The sequence below is a fragment of the Spirochaetota bacterium genome (genome assembly GCA_040756435.1).
GTDB lineage: Bacteria > Spirochaetota > UBA4802 > UBA4802 > UB4802 > UBA4802.
This window is the reverse complement of sequence record JBFLZD010000018.1, coordinates 41,399-59,416: the sequence shown is the minus strand read 5'-3', so window position 1 is coordinate 59,416 and position 18,018 is coordinate 41,399. Positions and strand designations below refer to the sequence as shown.

17 protein-coding genes and 2 pseudogenes are annotated in these 18,018 nt (G+C 46.5%); 18 read left to right on the top strand and 1 reads right to left on the bottom strand.

The features are described 5' to 3' along the window. Positions 1-282: 282 nt before the first annotated feature. From AB1444_07020 to AB1444_06975, 10 genes and pseudogenes are all read left to right on the top strand, one after another. The gene (locus AB1444_07020) at positions 283-444 is read left to right on the top strand and encodes a hypothetical protein (GenBank protein ID MEW6526398.1); all 162 of its coding nucleotides are present in this window, start codon (positions 283-285) and stop codon (positions 442-444) included. A 144-nt stretch (positions 445-588) separates the two neighbouring features. Then, complete coding sequence (locus AB1444_07015; protein MEW6526397.1) at positions 589-1,026, top strand: GxxExxY protein; 438 nt, start codon at positions 589-591, stop codon at positions 1,024-1,026. Between the two features lie 214 nt (positions 1,027-1,240). Continuing rightward, positions 1,241-1,783, top strand: a pseudogene (locus AB1444_07010) (type I restriction-modification system subunit M N-terminal domain-containing protein). A 124-nt stretch (positions 1,784-1,907) separates the two neighbouring features. Then, positions 1,908-4,232 carry a DEAD/DEAH box helicase family protein gene (locus tag AB1444_07005; GenBank protein ID MEW6526396.1) on the top strand — a complete coding sequence of 775 codons (2,325 nt, stop codon included), beginning with the start codon at positions 1,908-1,910 and terminating at the stop codon, positions 4,230-4,232. Next, positions 4,225-5,874: an N-6 DNA methylase gene (locus AB1444_07000; protein MEW6526395.1), complete on the top strand. Its 1,650-nt coding sequence runs from the start codon at positions 4,225-4,227 to the stop codon at positions 5,872-5,874. The genes AB1444_07005 and AB1444_07000 overlap by 8 nt, the downstream gene beginning before the upstream one ends. 438 nt (positions 5,875-6,312) lie before the next feature. Then, positions 6,313-7,950 carry a restriction endonuclease subunit S gene (locus tag AB1444_06995; GenBank protein MEW6526394.1) on the top strand — a complete coding sequence of 546 codons (1,638 nt, stop codon included), beginning with the start codon at positions 6,313-6,315 and terminating at the stop codon, positions 7,948-7,950. Positions 7,951-7,954: 4 nt separating this feature from the next. After that, the gene (locus AB1444_06990) at positions 7,955-8,101 is read left to right on the top strand and encodes a hypothetical protein (GenBank protein MEW6526393.1); all 147 of its coding nucleotides are present in this window, start codon (positions 7,955-7,957) and stop codon (positions 8,099-8,101) included. Positions 8,102-8,209: 108 nt separating this feature from the next. Beyond that, positions 8,210-8,521: a winged helix-turn-helix domain-containing protein gene (locus AB1444_06985; GenBank protein ID MEW6526392.1), complete on the top strand. Its 312-nt coding sequence runs from the start codon at positions 8,210-8,212 to the stop codon at positions 8,519-8,521. Continuing rightward, positions 8,505-8,825, top strand: coding sequence for a DUF3644 domain-containing protein (locus AB1444_06980; GenBank protein MEW6526391.1), 321 nt, complete (start codon positions 8,505-8,507; stop codon positions 8,823-8,825). Before AB1444_06985 ends, AB1444_06980 begins: the two co-directional genes overlap by 17 nt. Beyond that, a pseudogene (locus AB1444_06975) lies at positions 8,774-10,297 on the top strand (type I restriction endonuclease subunit R). The gene AB1444_06980 and the pseudogene AB1444_06975 overlap by 52 nt, the downstream one beginning before the upstream one ends. 223 nt (positions 10,298-10,520) lie before the next feature. Here the strand turns inward: AB1444_06975 and AB1444_06970 are convergent. After that, a complete protein-coding gene (locus AB1444_06970; GenBank protein ID MEW6526390.1) occupies positions 10,521-10,901 on the bottom strand; it encodes a RidA family protein in 381 nt (126 codons plus the stop codon). Between the two features lie 41 nt (positions 10,902-10,942). On the opposite strand from AB1444_06970, the gene AB1444_06965 reads away from it, so the two are divergent. The 8 genes from AB1444_06965 (at position 10,943) to hemB (ending at position 18,018) form a co-directional block, all read left to right on the top strand. Further along, positions 10,943-11,584 (top strand): restriction endonuclease subunit S, encoded by a 642-nt coding sequence (locus AB1444_06965; GenBank protein ID MEW6526389.1) that lies wholly within the window; start codon positions 10,943-10,945, stop codon positions 11,582-11,584. A 217-nt stretch (positions 11,585-11,801) separates the two neighbouring features. Next, positions 11,802-12,395 carry a Uma2 family endonuclease gene (locus tag AB1444_06960; GenBank protein MEW6526388.1) on the top strand — a complete coding sequence of 198 codons (594 nt, stop codon included), beginning with the start codon at positions 11,802-11,804 and terminating at the stop codon, positions 12,393-12,395. A 79-nt stretch (positions 12,396-12,474) separates the two neighbouring features. Next, complete coding sequence (locus AB1444_06955; protein MEW6526387.1) at positions 12,475-13,779, top strand: ATP-binding protein; 1,305 nt, start codon at positions 12,475-12,477, stop codon at positions 13,777-13,779. Positions 13,780-13,862: 83 nt separating this feature from the next. Then, the gene (gene hemC / locus AB1444_06950; protein ID MEW6526386.1) at positions 13,863-14,759 is read left to right on the top strand and encodes a hydroxymethylbilane synthase; all 897 of its coding nucleotides are present in this window, start codon (positions 13,863-13,865) and stop codon (positions 14,757-14,759) included. Beyond that, complete coding sequence (gene cobA / locus AB1444_06945) at positions 14,756-16,237, top strand: uroporphyrinogen-III C-methyltransferase (protein MEW6526385.1); 1,482 nt, start codon at positions 14,756-14,758, stop codon at positions 16,235-16,237. The genes hemC and cobA overlap by 4 nt, the downstream gene beginning before the upstream one ends. A gap of 141 nt (positions 16,238-16,378) precedes the next feature. Next, a complete protein-coding gene (locus AB1444_06940; protein MEW6526384.1) occupies positions 16,379-16,618 on the top strand; it encodes a DUF6364 family protein in 240 nt (79 codons plus the stop codon). Further along, positions 16,584-16,886 (top strand): type II toxin-antitoxin system RelE/ParE family toxin, encoded by a 303-nt coding sequence (locus AB1444_06935; protein ID MEW6526383.1) that lies wholly within the window; start codon positions 16,584-16,586, stop codon positions 16,884-16,886. Before AB1444_06940 ends, AB1444_06935 begins: the two co-directional genes overlap by 35 nt. A 157-nt stretch (positions 16,887-17,043) precedes the next feature. After that, positions 17,044-18,018: a porphobilinogen synthase gene (gene hemB, locus AB1444_06930; GenBank protein MEW6526382.1), complete on the top strand. Its 975-nt coding sequence runs from the start codon at positions 17,044-17,046 to the stop codon at positions 18,016-18,018.

Here is an 18,018-nt window from a genome sequence, read left to right as displayed (position 1 = left end):
TTTTTTTGTATTTCAAAGAGCGATTAAAAGAAATAAATACCGATAACTATCCAGAGAACTTGCCCAGTTATTATGAAAACAGGTCATATACCTTTGATTTTCACCGTGAAAACGGCATCCATTGCCTTAAATTCTACTGGGGACCACCACCAGAGATACTAACACAAGCATAAAAAAAGCTAATTCTTTATTATTTTTTACTACCAGTTGAATGTGATGGTGTCAGAGCATAGAGTTTCATAGGGTAATACACCAAAATTTTAATGAAAACAAAGAAAATGCTTGAAAATAAAAAAATATAAGGAATCAATAGTTACACTATTAACTTGTATGAAAGCATATTTACAATCAAAACAGCGTGTAGATAACTTTGGTGAGGTGTTGACTCCCAAACACATTGTCAATGCCATACATGACCTGGTTAAGCAAATGAACGCAAATTAAAAGACAAAAATTTTATTGGCGTGCATTCGCTTGCATTAGTGGAAAAAGGAGAAACCGCGAATGAACGCGAATAAAAGCGAAAAAATGGATAAAAATTTATTAGTGTGCATTCGCGTGCATTAGTGGATAAAGGAAAAACCGCCAATGAACGCTAATAAACACGAATTACTCTTTAAGGACGAGGTGTATGCTATTGTCGGGGCGGCAATGGAAGTGAGCAATGAATTGGGAGCAGGCTTCTTGGAGGCTGTGTATCAGGCAGCTTTGGAGATTGAATTTGCGCTGCGCAGAATACCTTTCCAATCGCAACCCCCAGTAGAGATTTACTATAAAGGTCAAACTCTGGCAAAGAAATATTTTCCAGATTTTATCTGCTTTGATCAGATTATTGTTGAAATCAAAGCTGAAAAACAATTGACAACACTTGATGAAGCGCAACTATTAAATTATTTAAAAGCAACCGAAAAGCCTGTAGGTGTGTTGTTTAATTTCGGCGCACCGAAACTGGAGTGGAAACGAATGGCTTTTACTCATTGGACTATTGGCGTGGATTCGCGTGTATTTGCGAATAACCACGAATGAACGCAGATTTGAAAGGGCAGAAACCGCGAATGAACGCTAACTTAAATGCGCAGGATCCGCTAATGAACGCTAATAAACGCGAAAAAATGGATAAAAAATTTATTAGTGTGCATTCGCGTGTATTAGCGGATCAAGGAAAAACCGCCAATGAACGCGAATAAACGCGAATGGGGATATAACCTTTATAGTAAAGACTTATTGAAAAAGGTGTAGAATGGAAAACGGGCAACTGACTTGGATCACGAACTTTATCTGGGGCATCGCTGACGACGTGTTGCGCGATCTTTACGTTCGCGGCAAATACCGCGACGTCATCCTCCCGATGACCGTTATCCGCCGGCTGGATGCGGTTCTGGAACCCACCAAGAAGGCGGTATTGGACATGAAGACCTCGCTCGACAAAGCTGGGATTGTGCATCAGGATGCAGCGCTCCGCCAGGCCGCAGGACAGGCGTTTTACAATACATCGCCCTTCACGCTTCGCGACCTCAGGGCTCGCGCTAGCCGCCAGCAACTGGAGGCAGATTTTCGCACCTACCTGGATGGTTTTTCTCCCAATGTGCAGGAGATTATCGACAACTTCGAGTTCCGCAACCAAATAACTCGCCTGGCCAAAGCCGACGCCCTGGGTACGCTCATCGAAAAGTTCCTCGACCCGTCCTTTAACCTGAGTCCTTACCCCGTTCTCAATAGTGACGGTGCCGTCCGGTTGCCGGGCCTGGACAATCATGCCATGGGTACCATGCTCTCCAAAATCAAGCACGATACCCCGCTCGGTATCCGCATTGCCGAGGTGCACAACGGCTCTTCGCTATTTACCGGTGACGCGGTCCAGGGCGAGATACCGCATATTTTCCAATCATCGCAGGAGGTTTCTATCTATGCTAAATAGACTAAACGAAGCCGAAGCCGAACTGCTAATCGAAGCCCACCTCATGGAACGAGGCTGGGTTGTGACCGATTTCACCGCTACCCGCAAGCGCTGGCGCGAACATCTGGATGGTGAAGAAGCCGACCGGGTCTTCCTGCAAGAGGGCCGCGTGGTGGCTATCCTCGAAGCCAAAAAACCCGGCAAAGACCTCTGGGCTGCTTTGGAACAAGCAAAGCGCTATGCGCGCATCTATAAGAAGAATACCGGCCAAGACGTTCCGCTGATATTTGCAAGTGACGGGCAGATTTACCTTCGGCAAAACCTGAAAGCCAATACCCTGCCGGAGCGTATTTGCCAGTTTCCGACCCCTGCAGAGTTTGGGGAATTCTTCAGGCCTCAGGCAGTGGAACTCCATGGCACATTGCGAGACTACCAGCGCATAGCCGTGTCCCAGGTCCTTGCCTCGGTCCAAGCGGGCCGCCGCCGTATGTATCTGCAAATGGCTACGGGTACCGGCAAAACCATTACTGCGGCAGGTGTGATCGCCAAGCTTTGGTCGGTGGGTCTCATTCGGCGAACTTTGTTCTTGGTTGACCGTGATGCCTTGGCTGCCCAGACCGTTAAGAAATTCAAGACGCACCTCGGAGTCAACTTCAATATCGAGCGGGCTACTGGAAGCAGCGAAGATAAGCACAGGGACGTTCTGGTTACTACGATCCAACACTTGGCGGTGCGCAAGAAGTACCTTACCTATCCCCAAGACCACTTCAGCCTTGTAATCCTTGACGAGTGTCACCGGTCTTACTTCGGAGACTGGTATCCCGTGCTCGAACACTTCGCCAGTGGCGGTGCGATCCTCTTGGGTTTGACCGCAACCCCGGCTGACAAGGAGACCGTAAATACTGATCGCTTTTTTACCGACCCCGGCCAGTATCCAGGACCCATTTATCGCTACACCACACGACAAGGAGAAACTAACTCAGAAGTGCCCGAGTGGGAGCGGCTGGCACAGTGCATTCATTTTAAGTTTCACACTAACGTCGACCTCGAAGGCGTCCACGACATGGGCTTCGACTTCGAACCTGAGCAACTGGGGCGAGCTGTGGATGTCCCGCAGAGAAACCATCTCATTGCGGAAAAGTACTTCGAGATCCTGGGCACGCGCCAGCCCGTCAAAACCATGGTCTTTGCTGCCTCTATCGCGCACGCTAAGAACTTGCGTTACGCGCTTATCGAAAAGTACAACGAGCTCAACAATCTCCCGCCCAATGATGCTTCAGCAGAAAAGTTCATCGTGGCGGTGCACAACGAGATGCCGGGTGCAAGCGCCCTGATCGAAGAGTTCCAAAAGATTACTAGCCCTGATGAACGCAAAGCGATCATCGAACAGGCACATAAGGATCCAAACATGGCACCGCGGCCGATTGTTCTCGTGGGCGTCGGCATGCTGGACACTGGGATTGATGCCCCGGATGTTGAGGTCCTGCTCATGGCGCGACCGACCAAATCCAAGGTGCTCTATGTGCAGATGAAGGGTCGTGGCACCCGCAAATGCCGGGAAACGGGCAAGGAGTTCTATAAGCTCGTGGACTTTGTGGACATCACAAGGCTCGAACCGGTGATCACCAACGACACGCCGGGCGTGGTGGATGAGCCTCTCGAGCAGGAGGAGGAGCAACTCATTCAGCAGGAGCGCGGAGAGCCCCAAGAAACTCAATCCGGCGCTATAACTCGCCAGAAAGTCGGCACCGAGCAGCAGATGATTATCGCCGACGTGCCGGTGCATCTTGTCTTTTCGGAAACTATCTCCCCGTCGGTTCTGGAAGAACTTCGCCGCCAGGTTGAAGCCCAGCTCAAGGGGGGCATGGAGCGCGAGGCGCTCAAACAACGATTCGCACAGACCCTTCTCTGTTGGCGCTACTTCAAAGGAGCCACTCCACCTGACCATTCGTTCCTTGCGACTATGGGCTTTGACCTCGCTACCCTTCGCGACTTGTACGGAGAGCCGGAGGCGACGCTCGAAGACTTCATAGCCGTTGTTATGGGCGAGGCGGATTTCGAGACTCTGCAACGCCGGCGGCAGTTTGAGAAATGGGCTTTAGGTAAGGGTCTCAACAGCGCACAGCGAGAAATGGTTTTGATGATTTGCGATTTCAAGCGCGCCAACGCGGACATTACCCCGGAGCAGATTCTCCGGAGTCATCTGCTGGATCAGGCAGGTGGGCTGCCGCGCATCAAGTCCCTTTTCGGTGGACTTGACCGCCTTTTGCAGCTCGCAGAAGAAGCATTAGCTTTGGAAACTGGTGCGCCAATAAAGGAGGAGAGTCATGACTAACACACCAGACTTCAATCAGTTTGGCGAAGAACTGTGGGAAATCGCCAACGTCTTCCGCGACGATGCCCTCCACGCCACGGAGCGATTAGAAACCTTTAGCCTGTTTCTGTTTCTCAAACTCTGGGACGAGATGGCACTGGAGCAGGAGGAGGCACTGGGCCGGCCGCTCACGGATGAAGAACTGGCGATCCCAAACAAATATCGCTTCCACAAGTGGGCAAGTGATCCCGACGGTTACGCCAAACAGAACGGTTATGAGGATAGTGTGGACTTCTGCCGGCGCATGTTCGATGACCTTGCTACCCGAAAAGTTGTGGACCAGTACGGGAAGGATATTACCTTCGATGTGCGCCGTCTCTTTGGTGGGACCGTCTTCCGGTTGCGGTACACCACTACCATCCGGGCCCTCGTCTCAAAACTCAACGAGTTGAACCTGCGCGAGATCATGATGCGCGGGGTAGGTGAATCAGGCGAGCGCTTTGACATTTTCGGGCGCGCCTACGAATACCTCCTCCAGCAGTTCGGCCAGAACAAGGAGTTTGCCGAGTACTTCACACCCCGACACATCGTGGACCGCATGGTGCAAATCATTGACCCCGAAGTCGGCGAAACCATTTACGACCCCGCCTGCGGCACTGGCGGCTTCATCGTCCGAGCCTTCGAGTGGGTCAAAGGGAAAATCAACCGCAAGAGTATTCCAGCTACGGAAAAGGAGAGGCTTCTTCGAACCCTGAAGGAGAAGCATCTCGTCGGCGTGGAGCATGTCCCACTGGTCTTCAAGCTTGCCCTCATGAACATGATCTTGCACAAAGACGGCTCGAGTCAGCTTCAGAACGACGACAGTCTTTCTAACAAAGCCCAAGACATTCACAAAAACAAGTACGATGTGATCCTCGCCAATCCACCCTTTGGTCCCACCAAGCAGGAGCGGCTGGCGCAGTTTGAGTATCACATCAAGCTCTACGAAGCGCTTTTCATTCAGCACATGATGAACGCCTTACGCCCCGGCGGCCGGGCAGCGGTCGTACTCAAGGAGGGACTGCTTTTCGACTCCAAAAAGATGCTCCGCGCCATCTGCCGCAAGCTCGTGGAACAGTTCGAGGTGCTGGCCGTCATCAGTCTGCCCAACGGCGTCTTCAACCCCTATAGCGGCGCCAAGACCAGCATCGTGGTCTTTCGCAAGCCGCTCGGGAAGGACGATGTGCGCACCACCAAGGTCTGGTTCTACCGTGTGGATAGCGACGGCCGCGACCTGGGCGCCACCCGCAGACCCTTGCCGGACTTTGCCACCGATGGCGACCTTGAGCACATGGTTTTGCTTTTCCCGTACACCTGGCGCCATGAGAAAGACGGCGGTGTGCGGGCTATCCTCAAAGCCGACGACCTGATGAAATTTGAAAGCGAAAGATCCTGGTGGGCCACCATAGACCAGATTCGCGCCACCGACTACAACCTTACCGCCGGTCGTTACTGCCCACATCAGGCGGAAGCCGTCGAGCACGAAAAGCCAGAAGTGCTTATCAATCGCCTGCTGGAGCTGGAGGAGGAAATCACCGAAGACCTGCGCCATCTCCTGGCGATGGTGTCGGGAAGTAACTTTGTTGAGGCATCAGAAGCAAACTCAAACGGAGGTGAACTATGAGCATCAACATTGCCAACTGGACGTTTGACGGACCCTATCCGATAGGGGAAACGGGGCGCCTACAAGACCGCTCAGGCGTGTACGCGATCTTGGATCTCCGCGCAGATGGGAAATACTGCATCATTGACGTAGGCGAATCGTCCCAGGTGAAAACGCGCGTTGAGACTCATGACCGCAAGGGCTGCTGGCAGCACAATAGGAGGGGAACACTGTATGTGGCAGTTCTCTACAGGCCGAACCTACAGCAAGCTGGACGGTCCGCAATCGAGCAGGAAATCCGACAGCAATACAATCCGCCTTGTGGAGAACGATGAGGATGGACATCGTGCAGGAAGTCGCTGGACGGTATCGCGAGGTCGACGTGGCCAGATACCTCAAAACCGCCGAGACGCGGGCGTTCCTTGACCAGGCGAAAAACGTAATCGGATGGGAGGGACGATGAAACCAGACCATGGTCAACTTCCTAGTGGCTGGCGGTGGGGCAAGGTGGGAGACCGAAAAGTTGCAACAATTGTTATGGGACAGTCACCCCCCAGCGTAACGTACAACAAAGAAGGATGCGGGCTTCCGTTTTATCAAGGAAAAGCCGACTTTGGTGACGTATCGCCTAAACCGCGTGTGTGGTGCTCTGCGCCCAAGCAGACTGCGGAATCAGGTGATATCCTGCTTTCGGTTCGGGCGCCCGTAGGGCCTACGAACCTAGCAAGCCACCGGTGCTGTATTGGCCGTGGCCTTGTGGCAATTAGCGGCACTAGGAGCGTACTGACTCTGTATCTATACTTCTGGTTCAAGCACGTTGAGCCTTGGCTCAGTGAGCAGGGAGAAGGCAGCACGTTCAGGGCAATCGGCAAAGCTAGGCTTGAAAACATCGTTGTGCCCCTTCCCCCGCTTCCCGTCCAGGAGCGGATTGTCCATATACTCACGAAGGCCGACGAGATCCGCCGCAAGCGCAAAGAGGCGCTGGAGCTGTCAGACAAAATACTGCCCGCGCTCTTTCTGGAAATGTTCGGCGACCCATCGACAAATCCAAAGGGGTGGCTGACTATTCAGTTCGAAGATTGTCTGCTCGATATCACGAGAGAATGCAACAAGGCGCAGCAGCATGAATACAAAAACAATACATCCGGGTCATGTCCGATTATTGACCAAGGAGAGCGCCTTATTGGCGGCTATGTTGATGACACTACCTTGCTCTATCAAGGAGCGCTGCCCGTCATCATTTTTGGGGATCATACACGCCGATTTAAGTTTGTAGATTTTCCCTTCGTACTGGGTGCTGACGGTACAAAGGTCCTTCGCGTTATTGGAGGATACGAGCCCGAATACATCTATTGGCATCTGCGATTAGCCCAGTTGCCTGATCGTGGATATGAACGACATTTCAAATTTGTCCGTGAATTGCGCTTTATGTCCCCGCATCCAACCGCTCAGAAATACTTTGCGCACGTTGTGCAACAATATGCCGAGCAACGAATGCTGTTGAGTGGTGCCATGGAAGACGCCGAAGCAACTTTTCAATCACTTCTTTCCCGCGCCTTCACCGGCGAGCTGACTGCCGAATGGGAAGCAGAAAACGCGGAGTGGATTGCTGTTCAGCAAGCCTTGCAGGAGCGTCTGTCGAGGTTACTTCTCTTGGCGTTGCTCGTGGAAAAGACAAGGCGATCGGGGCGGGCGTCGGCTGAGGTGCTGGTGACCGCACTCATGAAGTACACCTTCCTCCTTCAGATGGAGGGCAGCGCGAGCCGCAGGCGATTCTTCCACTTCGTCCCGTATCACTACGGACCCTTTGCCAAAGAGCTCTATGCCGACCTGGAGGCACTCCAACAAGAGGGCCTCGTGCGGGTAGACCACGACACCGAAGAGGACAAAACAAGAATCACAGTGATTGACCCCGCCAAAGCCCAAGAAGCTCTTGCCGTCCTCCCTGAAGAACTCCAGCAAGACGCGGCGCAAATCATCGAGACCTACGGCGACCTCGATCACAACGCCCTGCTGGAGGTGGTTTATGAACAATATCCAGCCTACGCCCGCAAGAGCCGCCTCAAGCAGAACAAGATAAAATCAACAAGGGGGTGAAACAATGGAAAGCAACGAAGTCAACACGGCTTTCGAGATTCTCCTGGAAGAAATCGAGCTTGTCGCCAACCAGCTCAACGACGATGGCGCACAAGCCTTAAAGGAGGGCGATTACGATAGAGCTCGGCACGCCATAGAGGAAGCAACTTGACTGGCAGACTTCCGCGAGAAGGTTAAGGCGCTTCAAAAAGAGTGGGCATCTCTCCTGAGCAAAAAACCACAGCGCCTAAAAAATACTGTTCGCACGGTTAAAAGCCGTTTGCCGCGAGGACTTCGAACCCCAGAGGACGCTTTTCGCCGTCCCATCCTGGAAGCCCTTGTAGAGCTCGGCGGCAAAGCCTCCCTGAGCGAGGTTCTCGACCTTGTCGGAACAAAAATGCGTTCCAAGCTGACGAGATACGATCATGAGCCATTGCCATCGGATCCCAAATCCATTCGTTGGCGCAACACGGCCCAGTGGTGCCGCAATACCCTTGTGCGGGAAGGCTTGATGAAAAGCGACTCTCCCCACGGCATTTGGGAAATTACCGAGGCCGGGAAGAAGTGGCTAAAACATGAAAGCCCGCAGTAGAGAACTCCTCGATCGCAGCATCGCCGCCATGGTCGCGGCGATTGACGTCTATAACAAGCCCGATTTTCGCTATCGCGCCGAGTCGTTCACCATCCTTACGCTCAATGCCTGGGAACTTTTGCTCAAAGCCAAATGGCTGGCGATGCACCGGAACCGCTTGAGCAGTCTCTACGTGCAGCAGGGAGGGGGTAGCAAGCGGTCGCGCTACAAGCACACGCGTTCGGGAAGCCCCTTCACGCACAGCGCCCATACCCGCAACCAGACGGCACGGTTAAGCACCAGCCGTTTCACAGTTACACCATGAAACAGGCCATTCAGGAAGGATTTATCCTGGATGTGCTTGCCAACTACACACCGGTTAATAGCTACTATAAGCTCATTAAGACTATCGAAGATGATCCGGAATTCGACGTCAAGAAAGCACAGAAGAAACTACGCCGCTTTGTCGAAGGTCATGAGTACGCCATTCGCCTGAAGGCTGAGATTATGGTGGACCACTTTCATGAGCAGGTAATCGCGAAAAGCAAGATCGGCGGCAAGGCGCGGGCCATGGTGGTTACAGGCAGCATTGAGCGCGCGATCCAGTACTTTCACGCCTTTCAGGACTACCTTGCAGAGCGCAAAAGCCCCTATAAAGCTATTGTAGCGTTTTCCGGCGAGTACGAGTACAACGGCGTGAAAGTCACCGAAGCAAGCCTCAACGGCTTTTCTTCCAGCCTGATTGCCGAAAAAATCCGTGAAGACCCATACCGCTTCTTGATCTGTGCCGACAAGTTTCAGACCGGTTACGACGAACCGCTCCTGCACACAATGTATGTGGACAAGGTGCTCTCCGGGGTCAAAGCGGTGCAGACTCTCTCGCGACTCAACCGCGCTCACCCGCAGAAGCACGACACCTTCGTGCTCGATTTCGTCAATGACCCGGAGACGATCCAGAAGGCGTTCGAGCCGTACTACCGCACCACCATCCTCGCCGATGAAACCGACCCGAACAAGCTGCACGACCTCAAATCCGATTTGGATCGACACCAGGTGTATTCGCCTGAGCAAGTTGATGAACTGGTGCGACTCTACCTGAGCGGGGCCGACCGCGACCAGCTTGATCCGATCCTCGATGCAGGTGTGGCACATTACCTCGATGAGCTCGACGAAGATGCTCAGGTTGACTTCAAAAGTAAAGCCAAAGCTTTTCTGCGGACATACAACTTCTTGTCGACAATACTTGCTTACACCAATGCTGGCTGGGAAAAGCTCTCCATTTTTCTCAATTTCCTCGTTCCCAAGTTGCCGGCACCCAAAGAGGAAGACCTCTCTAAGGGGATCCTCGACGCAATCGACATGGATAGCTATCGAGTCGAGAAACGAGCGACTATGCGCATAGTGCTTACCGATGCCGATGCCGAAATTGAGCCAATTCCGACGGGCAGTGGTCACAAGTCCGAGCCGGAGATGGATCGGCTCTCAAACATCATCAAAAGCTTCAATGACCTATTTGGTAACATCCCCTGGACCGACGCCGACCGGGTACGCAAACTAATCACCCAAGAAATTCCTCAGCGAGTGGCCGACGACACCGCTTATCAGAAAGCGTGTCAGTATTCCGACAGGCAGAATGCCCGTATCGAGCACGATAAAGCTCTTGCACGTGTAATGACTGCGCTGCTCAAAGACGATACGGAGCTATTCAAGCAGTTCAGCGATAACGATTCATTCAGGCGCTGGCTGACCGATATGGTGTTCGCACTTACCTACAGTGAGTATAGTAGCGCGAGGTAGGTGGCGTGGGGAAATACGTCATTACGATCACTTTTTCCCGTAATTGCGAAAAACTGTCACGGGTACCGAAGCAATCTTTTTTTCTTTTTTAAAGGACAGTATTGCTTCACTTCGTTCGCAATGACAGGGAGTGAGTCACAGGATTGCTTCGTATCACCCAAATTATCTCACCACATAAAAAAGGAATTTCAAAAAGCAAAATTAATCAAACATGCAGGTGTATCTATTTCCCAAAATAGGCAATAGCTTCTATTTCTATGAGCGCTTCCTTAGGAAGTGCAGCTACGGCAAAGGTTGCTCGTGCGGGGAAATCATTTGAAAAATATTGTGAGTATATTTCGTTTACTTTTGGAAAATCGCTTATATCCGCAAGGAGAATGGTGGTCTTTACCACATTTTCAAAGCCGCCACCTGCTTCTTTAAGGATTGCACCAATGTTTTCCATGGCGCGCTTGGTTTGTGCTTCAATCCCTTCTTCTAACGCACCGGTTTGGGGCACCAGACCAAGCTGACCCGAGATGAACAAAAAATCACCAGCCCTTACTGCCTGTGAATATGGTCCAATTGCCTGAGGGGCATTTGGTGTTGAAATAATTTTTTTCATTATCGTTTGTTCCTCATACAAATCTTTTTGACAGAAAAATAGTGAAATATGAAAGTGATGTCAATCATAAAAAAGGAAAAGACAATATGGAAGACATTTTTAGCAGCGTAATTGAAGCTCTGTATTCCTGTAAGATAGATATGATGGATGCGTTTTTTGCCAAAGGAGCGTTTGAACACAAAGCGCTTTCCTCAATTGTAAAACGGCCAATCTTTAGAGGGAAAAACATCATTGGCTCAGGAGCAAAACCTGTTGCAATGATTTCTCCCGAATGTATAAAGACATTAAAATTTGCGCCTTTACTCTGTGCTACAATTGGAATTGATGAGTGTGAGGCGCAAAACCAGTTAGTTTTTGGAGGTGATATTGTATTTGTACTTGATGGTGAATACGCAGGGGCAAGTGCCATTATACCCGTTTTTTCTGAAGGAGGCCTGGTCGATAGTTCGTGTGCAGGGATTGCAATTGATGGATCAATTGCCGATCCGTTTTATGTGGTACATGTGCTTCATTGGTGGTATCGAAAAGGATTGTTTTTCAAAATTTTTGATGGCAATGGTGGTATTTCAATAGATAATCTTGAAGCGCTAAAAATTCCATTGCCTCCATTAGAAATTCAGCAAAAAATTTCAAATGCCTTATTGGAAATTTCTGGCGTGATTGAAAAACTAAAAGAAAATTAAATTTATCTTCCTTTAATATTGATATGAAAACAATGTCGAAAATGGCAATTACCAAAAGTAGGTGGTATAAATCTTCATAAATTTTCTTTATAAACGGTTTCAATATCAATAAGGTGCCTGAGCATAAGTATTTCAACAAAAATATCCTTAACATTATGATTGACAGAATAATGATAATGAGTTAACTTTAAAGTGATTCCATACTAAGGAAGCAGAAATGCCATTACCCAAACAAAAACACGACACGCGGTTTACCTATGCCGATTACCTCACCTGGCCGCCTGAAGAGCGCTGGGAACTCATTGATGGAGTAGCCTACGATATGACACCTGCGCCAAATGTAACTCATCAGAGCATAGTATTAAACATTGGACGCATTATTGCAGATTATCTGGAAGGGAAGGATTGTAAAGTGTTTGTAGCTCCTGTTGATGTAATCCTGCCTGAAAGCAGTAGCACTTCTGATGAAAACATTTTTACCGTGGTGCAGCCCGACATAGTGGTGGTATGCAACAAAAAAAAGATTGAAAAGCGCGGAATAATTGGTGCTCCGGATCTTGTGGTGGAAGTGCTTTCAGAATCCACCGCATATAAAGATGAAACCGAAAAATTGAAACTTTATGAGCGCCACGGTGTAAGGGAATACTGGATTGTAAATCCCGAGGCGTATTATCTTAATGTATTCAGACTTGGATCTGATGGTACCTTTGAAAAGCCATTACACTATCGAAAAGGTGAAACATTTAAAAGCAGTGTGCTTGAAGGTCTAATAATTGATGGAAACAGGGTTTTTGAGGGGATAGAAATATAGATATAAAATAATTGACATTAATACTAAAATACATTTAAATAACCATAAAGATTAACCTAATCTTTATGGTTATAATAAAATGAAACCTGAGATTTTAAAACGTATTATCGTATCACAGAAAGAAGAAATTCTGGAAAAATTTAAAAAAGGGAACATCATACAAAGAGCAGTTAATTTACCCCAATTGCAGTCATATTTAAAGTATCCTAATATATTAGTTATTACAGGTATCAGGCGCTGTGGTAAATCGGTATTAAGCTGGCAGATAGCTGGGTTTAATGAACTTTTTGCATATATAAATTTTGATGATGAAAGACTTTTGCATTTTACTACGGATGACTTTGATTTACTGCTTGAAGTGTTTTATGAGTTATATGGTGAATGTGAGTGTATTGTTTTAGATGAATTGCAGAATATTAAAGGATGGGAACTTTTTGTCAATAGACTCAGGAGAACAAAAAAAGTAATCATTACTGGCTCAAATTCAAATTTATTATCAGGAGAATTGGCCACTCACCTTACAGGGCGTTATATTGATTTTGTCTTGATGCCTTTTAATTTACAAGAGTTTCTACACTATCACGGATTTTCAGTACCAAGTGATAATATGTACTCTACGCAGAAAGTTGGGATTTTAAAAAAGCATGTTGAGGAATATTTAAAAGAAGGGGGGTTCCCTGAAACGTATCAGCTTGGAAGGGAAATGCTTTTAAAGATATATTCAGATATTATTGAAAAAGACATAATAAAACGATATTCCATTAGAAAAAATATGTTATTCAGAGATATAGTGAGATATCTTATTTCCAATTCATCATTTGAGTTTAGCTACAACAAACTAAAAAATATTTTTGGGATAAAAGATATTAGTACAATCCGAAATTGGGTCTCATTTCTTGAGTATTCATTTCTTATTTTTGTAGTTGAACGATTTTCATATAAACTAAAAGAAAGAATACTGGCGCCTAAAAAAGTTTATAGTATTGATACAGGTATGAAACAAATTGTTGGCGTGGATGTGAGTGAAAACAAAGGTGCAATCCTTGAGAATGCAGTAGCAATAGAATTAAAAAGAAGAAAGAGTTATTACGAATCAAAGATGGAAATATATTACTGGAAAGATTATAACAACCATGAAGTTGATTTTGTGATAAAAAAGGGCAAAGATATTCAGCAATTAATACAGGTATGTTATGATATTACAAATATTCAAACCCATGATAGGGAATTCAAGTCTTTATATGCTGCTTCTCATGATTTGCATTGTGATAATCTATTAATTATTACCCAGGATACTGAAGGAAGTGATACATTTAAAGATAAAACCATAACACTTGTCCCTTTATGGAAATGGCTATTAAGCGATAATTTTTATTTGACATAGCCCACTCACTATTCATCATACTACAAACACATGCATCCATTGTTAGTTAAAAATTATTGTATAATGTGGTATACCATATAACTATGATAAAAATAGGAACACGGGGTAGTGCACTGGCACTGTGGCAGGCCAATTTTGTTGCCAGCCAGTTAAAAGAGGAGCATGCGATAGTCACCATAAAAACAAAAGGTGATCGTATACAAAATGTGTCCTTTGATAAAATTGAAGGCAAAGGTTTTTTTACCAAGGAACTGGAAGAGGCCCTGTTATCAGGAACTATCGACATGGCTGTGCATTCCATGAAGGACCTGCCAACCGATGACACACCGGGGCTTGCCATTGCAGCAGTCACAAAACGTGAGGACCCTTCAGATGTTATCATTATACGACCTGAAGCGTACAGAGCAAACCACTGGTTTCCGCTAAAAGAAAATGCAAAAGTTGGGACAAGCTCACTGCGAAGGGTGGCGCAACTCAAACGAGTACTGTCATCAACGGAAGCCATGCCACTGAGAGGTAATGTGCCCACACGTATCCGTCGCTTACGTGAAGGCAAGTTTGATGCCATCATACTGGCTAAAGCGGGATTAAAACGGTTGGGTATTGATCTTTTGGGCTTTTACAGTATGGCGCTGCCATTCAGTTACTTTTTGCCTTCACCAGGTCAGGGAGCGCTTGCCATACAGGTGCGCAGTGATGACAAAACGGCAATTGAAGCGGTAAAACATCTTCACGATGCAGCAACAGCAAAATCAGTTCAGGCCGAGCGACAGTTTTTAAAAGCATTTGGTGCAGGATGCCACGTGCCATTGGGAGCGTTTGCACATTGCGTTGATGAAACTATTATACTCACCGGCGTAATTCTTTCCGTTGACGGAACACGATATTTTCGCCATACTGTTGAAGATACTGACCCAACACGGGCAGGGGACAGGTTAGCACGCTTTATGATTGATCAGGGAGCAGAAAAACTACTATGAAACAGAATGGATTTGTATATTTAGTAGGAGCAGGTCCTGGTGATCCAGGACTTATTTCGGTTACGGGAAAAGAGTGCATTGAAAAAGCTGATTGCATTATATACGACTATCTGGCAAATCCAGTATTGTTGCAACACACCCGTGCGGAGCTTATCTATGTGGGCAAGCAGGGAAGTCAGCACACACTGTCGCAGGAAGAAATAAATGCGCTTATTGTAAAGAAAGCCCGTGAAGGCAAGGTGGTGGTGCGCCTTAAGGGGGGGGACCCATTTATCTTTGGCAGGGGTGGTGAGGAAGCTGAAGAATTAGTGGCAGCAGGTATAGCGTATGCGATAGTTCCCGGTATATCGTCCTTTTACTCGGCATTGGCGTATGCCGGTATCCCCATCACTCACCGTGATTATGCAGCAAGCTTTGAAGTAATCACCGGACACCGGAGAGCTGATGGCACTGAAGACATTACATTGCCCGATTATAGCCCGCAAAAAACATACACATTTCTTATGGGAATGAAAAACTTAGATGTCATCTGCAAGCGACTGATACAGGAAAAAAATTTCCCGGCGCAAACTCCCATAGCAGTGGTTACCTGGGGAACCTTGCCAAAACAAAAGGTAGCAACCGGCACACTGGAAACTATCGCCACAGAAGTTGAACAGGCAGGGTTAACACCACCAGCTATTATATGTATAGGCAGGGTAGTGAGCTTGCGAAATACATTACGCTGGTATGACACCTTGCCACTGTTTGGCAAAAAAGTGGTGGTAACACGCACGCGCGAGCAAGCAAGCGTTCTTTCCAAACGGTTATATGAATTGGGTGCTGATGTTGTGGAATTTCCTACCATAGCAATAGAAAAATTACCGGAACTATCGCCACTCCATGATGCTTTGAACAGGTTACATGAGTATGACTGGGTTGTATTTACATCACAGAATGCGGTGAGCATTTTCTTTGAGGAAATGTTTACGTTAGGGCTTGATGCGCGGTCACTGCGGTGTAAGGTGGCGGCTATTGGTCCTGCTACACGTGATGCTTTGCGTGCGTATGCAGTAGTTGCTGATCTGGTACCACAGGAATATGTTGCAGAAAGTTTGGTGGATGCGTTTAATGGTGTGGATATTGCTGCCAAAAAAATTCTTGTTCCCTGTTCGGTAAAAGCACGGGCTGCATTGACTGAAGGACTGCAACATGCAGGAGCACAGGTGGAAAGAGTGCATATCTATGATGCAGTAAAGCCTGAAGTAACACCTGCAATGTTACAGGAGTTAAAGAATGCTGACATCATTACGTTTACAAGTTCATCAACGGTACGTAATTTTGTGGAGTTAGCAGGAAGCACCACTGCAACTGTTGCCTGCATTGGTCCAATCACTGCCGATGAGTGCATAAAACAGGGACTATGGCCCCATATTGTTGCTAAGGAATTTACCATAGAAGGATTGGTGCAGGCCATAGTGGAGTATTATAAAAAATAGATACAGGCTTGATATTTATCAAATAATATATTTGTGTAATAAAAAAATTTACTTTATTGACAATTGCTTTAATTTGTATTAATTTGTATTCATGAATGGAATTCCATATAAGCAATACTATTGAAATGATGGAGGATTATAATGCCTAAAACTGTAACATTACGCATTGATGATACATTGATGCAAAAGCTTAAACTGTATGCTGAGGCAGAAAATAGAACAATATCTAATTTTATTGAAACAGCTACCTTGCGATATATTGAACAAAATGAATTGGTTGATGAATTTGAAATGGCAGAAATTTTGAGCAACCGTGATTTATTACAGCGATTAAAAAAAGGTAGCAATGATGCACATAAAAAGAAAGGGCGATTTGTATAATTACAGAATATTTGAAACCAACCAATTCATTAGTGATATTGAAAAAATTCAAAAGAACATTGGGCAAAAAATTTATAATAAAATTCAACAATATGTATATCCACAGCTACAATTAAATCCCTATTATGGTAAAAATGTAAAAAAGCTTGTAAATTATAAACCTCCAACCTGGAGGTATAGAATTGGTAAATACAGAATATTCTATGAAATTGATGAAAAGGAGAAGATTGTTTTTATTATTACTATAGAAATACGACACAAAGCATAGTAAGCATTTTATAAAAGTAGGTTGATTTTTCTAGTTATAAAAATACTTTACTAAATATTGCTATAATACTATTTTTTGATTTGAAGATCCAGAGTTTTTTCTAATGACTCCATCAGGATGGTATTTACCATGAATTCTTTATTATAGGAGTGATACTATGCATCCCTACTACAGGCCACGACGGTTACGCGAATCAGAAGTCATACGAAATCTTTGTGCTGAAACAGTGCTTGATTACAATAAACTCATCATGCCTTATTTTGTCATTGAAGGCACACATATTAATCAGCCCATCGAGTCAATGCCAGGAGTAAGCCGCCTATCAATTGATAATCTTTTAAAAACATTAGAAGCTGATGTTTCATTGGGAGTGAAGTCTATTATACTCTTTGGTATTCCCTATGAAAAAGATGAAAAAGCCAGTGGTGCGTATGATGACAACGGTATAGTGCAAAAAGCCTGCAGGGAAATAAAAAAACATTTTAAACATGTAACTATCATTACAGATGTATGCCTGTGTGAATACACAAGCCATGGTCACTGTGGGATGGTAGTTGGTGCCAAGATAGACAATGACAGTACATTAGAACTTCTGGCAAAAACAGCTGTTTCCCATGCACAGGCAGGTGCTGATGTGGTAGCACCATCGGATATGATGGACGGCCGCATTGAAGCAATACGAACAGCACTTGATGAAGCAGGCTTATTCCATATTCCCATTTTGTCATATGCTGCAAAATATGCTTCGGCTTTCTATGGCCCATTCAGGGATGCAGCTGGTAGTGCACCACAGTTTGGCGACAGGAGAAGCTATCAGATGGATTTCAGAAATGCACGTGAAGCGTTGAAAGAAGTGTATCTTGATATTGAAGAAGGTGCTGATATTGTCATGGTAAAACCTGCGCTTGCATACTTAGATATACTATACCGTGTTAAGCAGGCAGTGGATGTGCCTGTATGTGCCTATAATGTAAGTGGTGAGTATTCAATGGTAAAAGCTGCAGCAACGCTACAGTTTGGTGATGAGGCACGCCTGGTGCGTGAGATTATGACAGCAATTTTTAGAGCAGGTGCAGATATGGTGATTTCATATCATACGGTTGATATTCTGAAAAACAGGTGGTTTGATTAG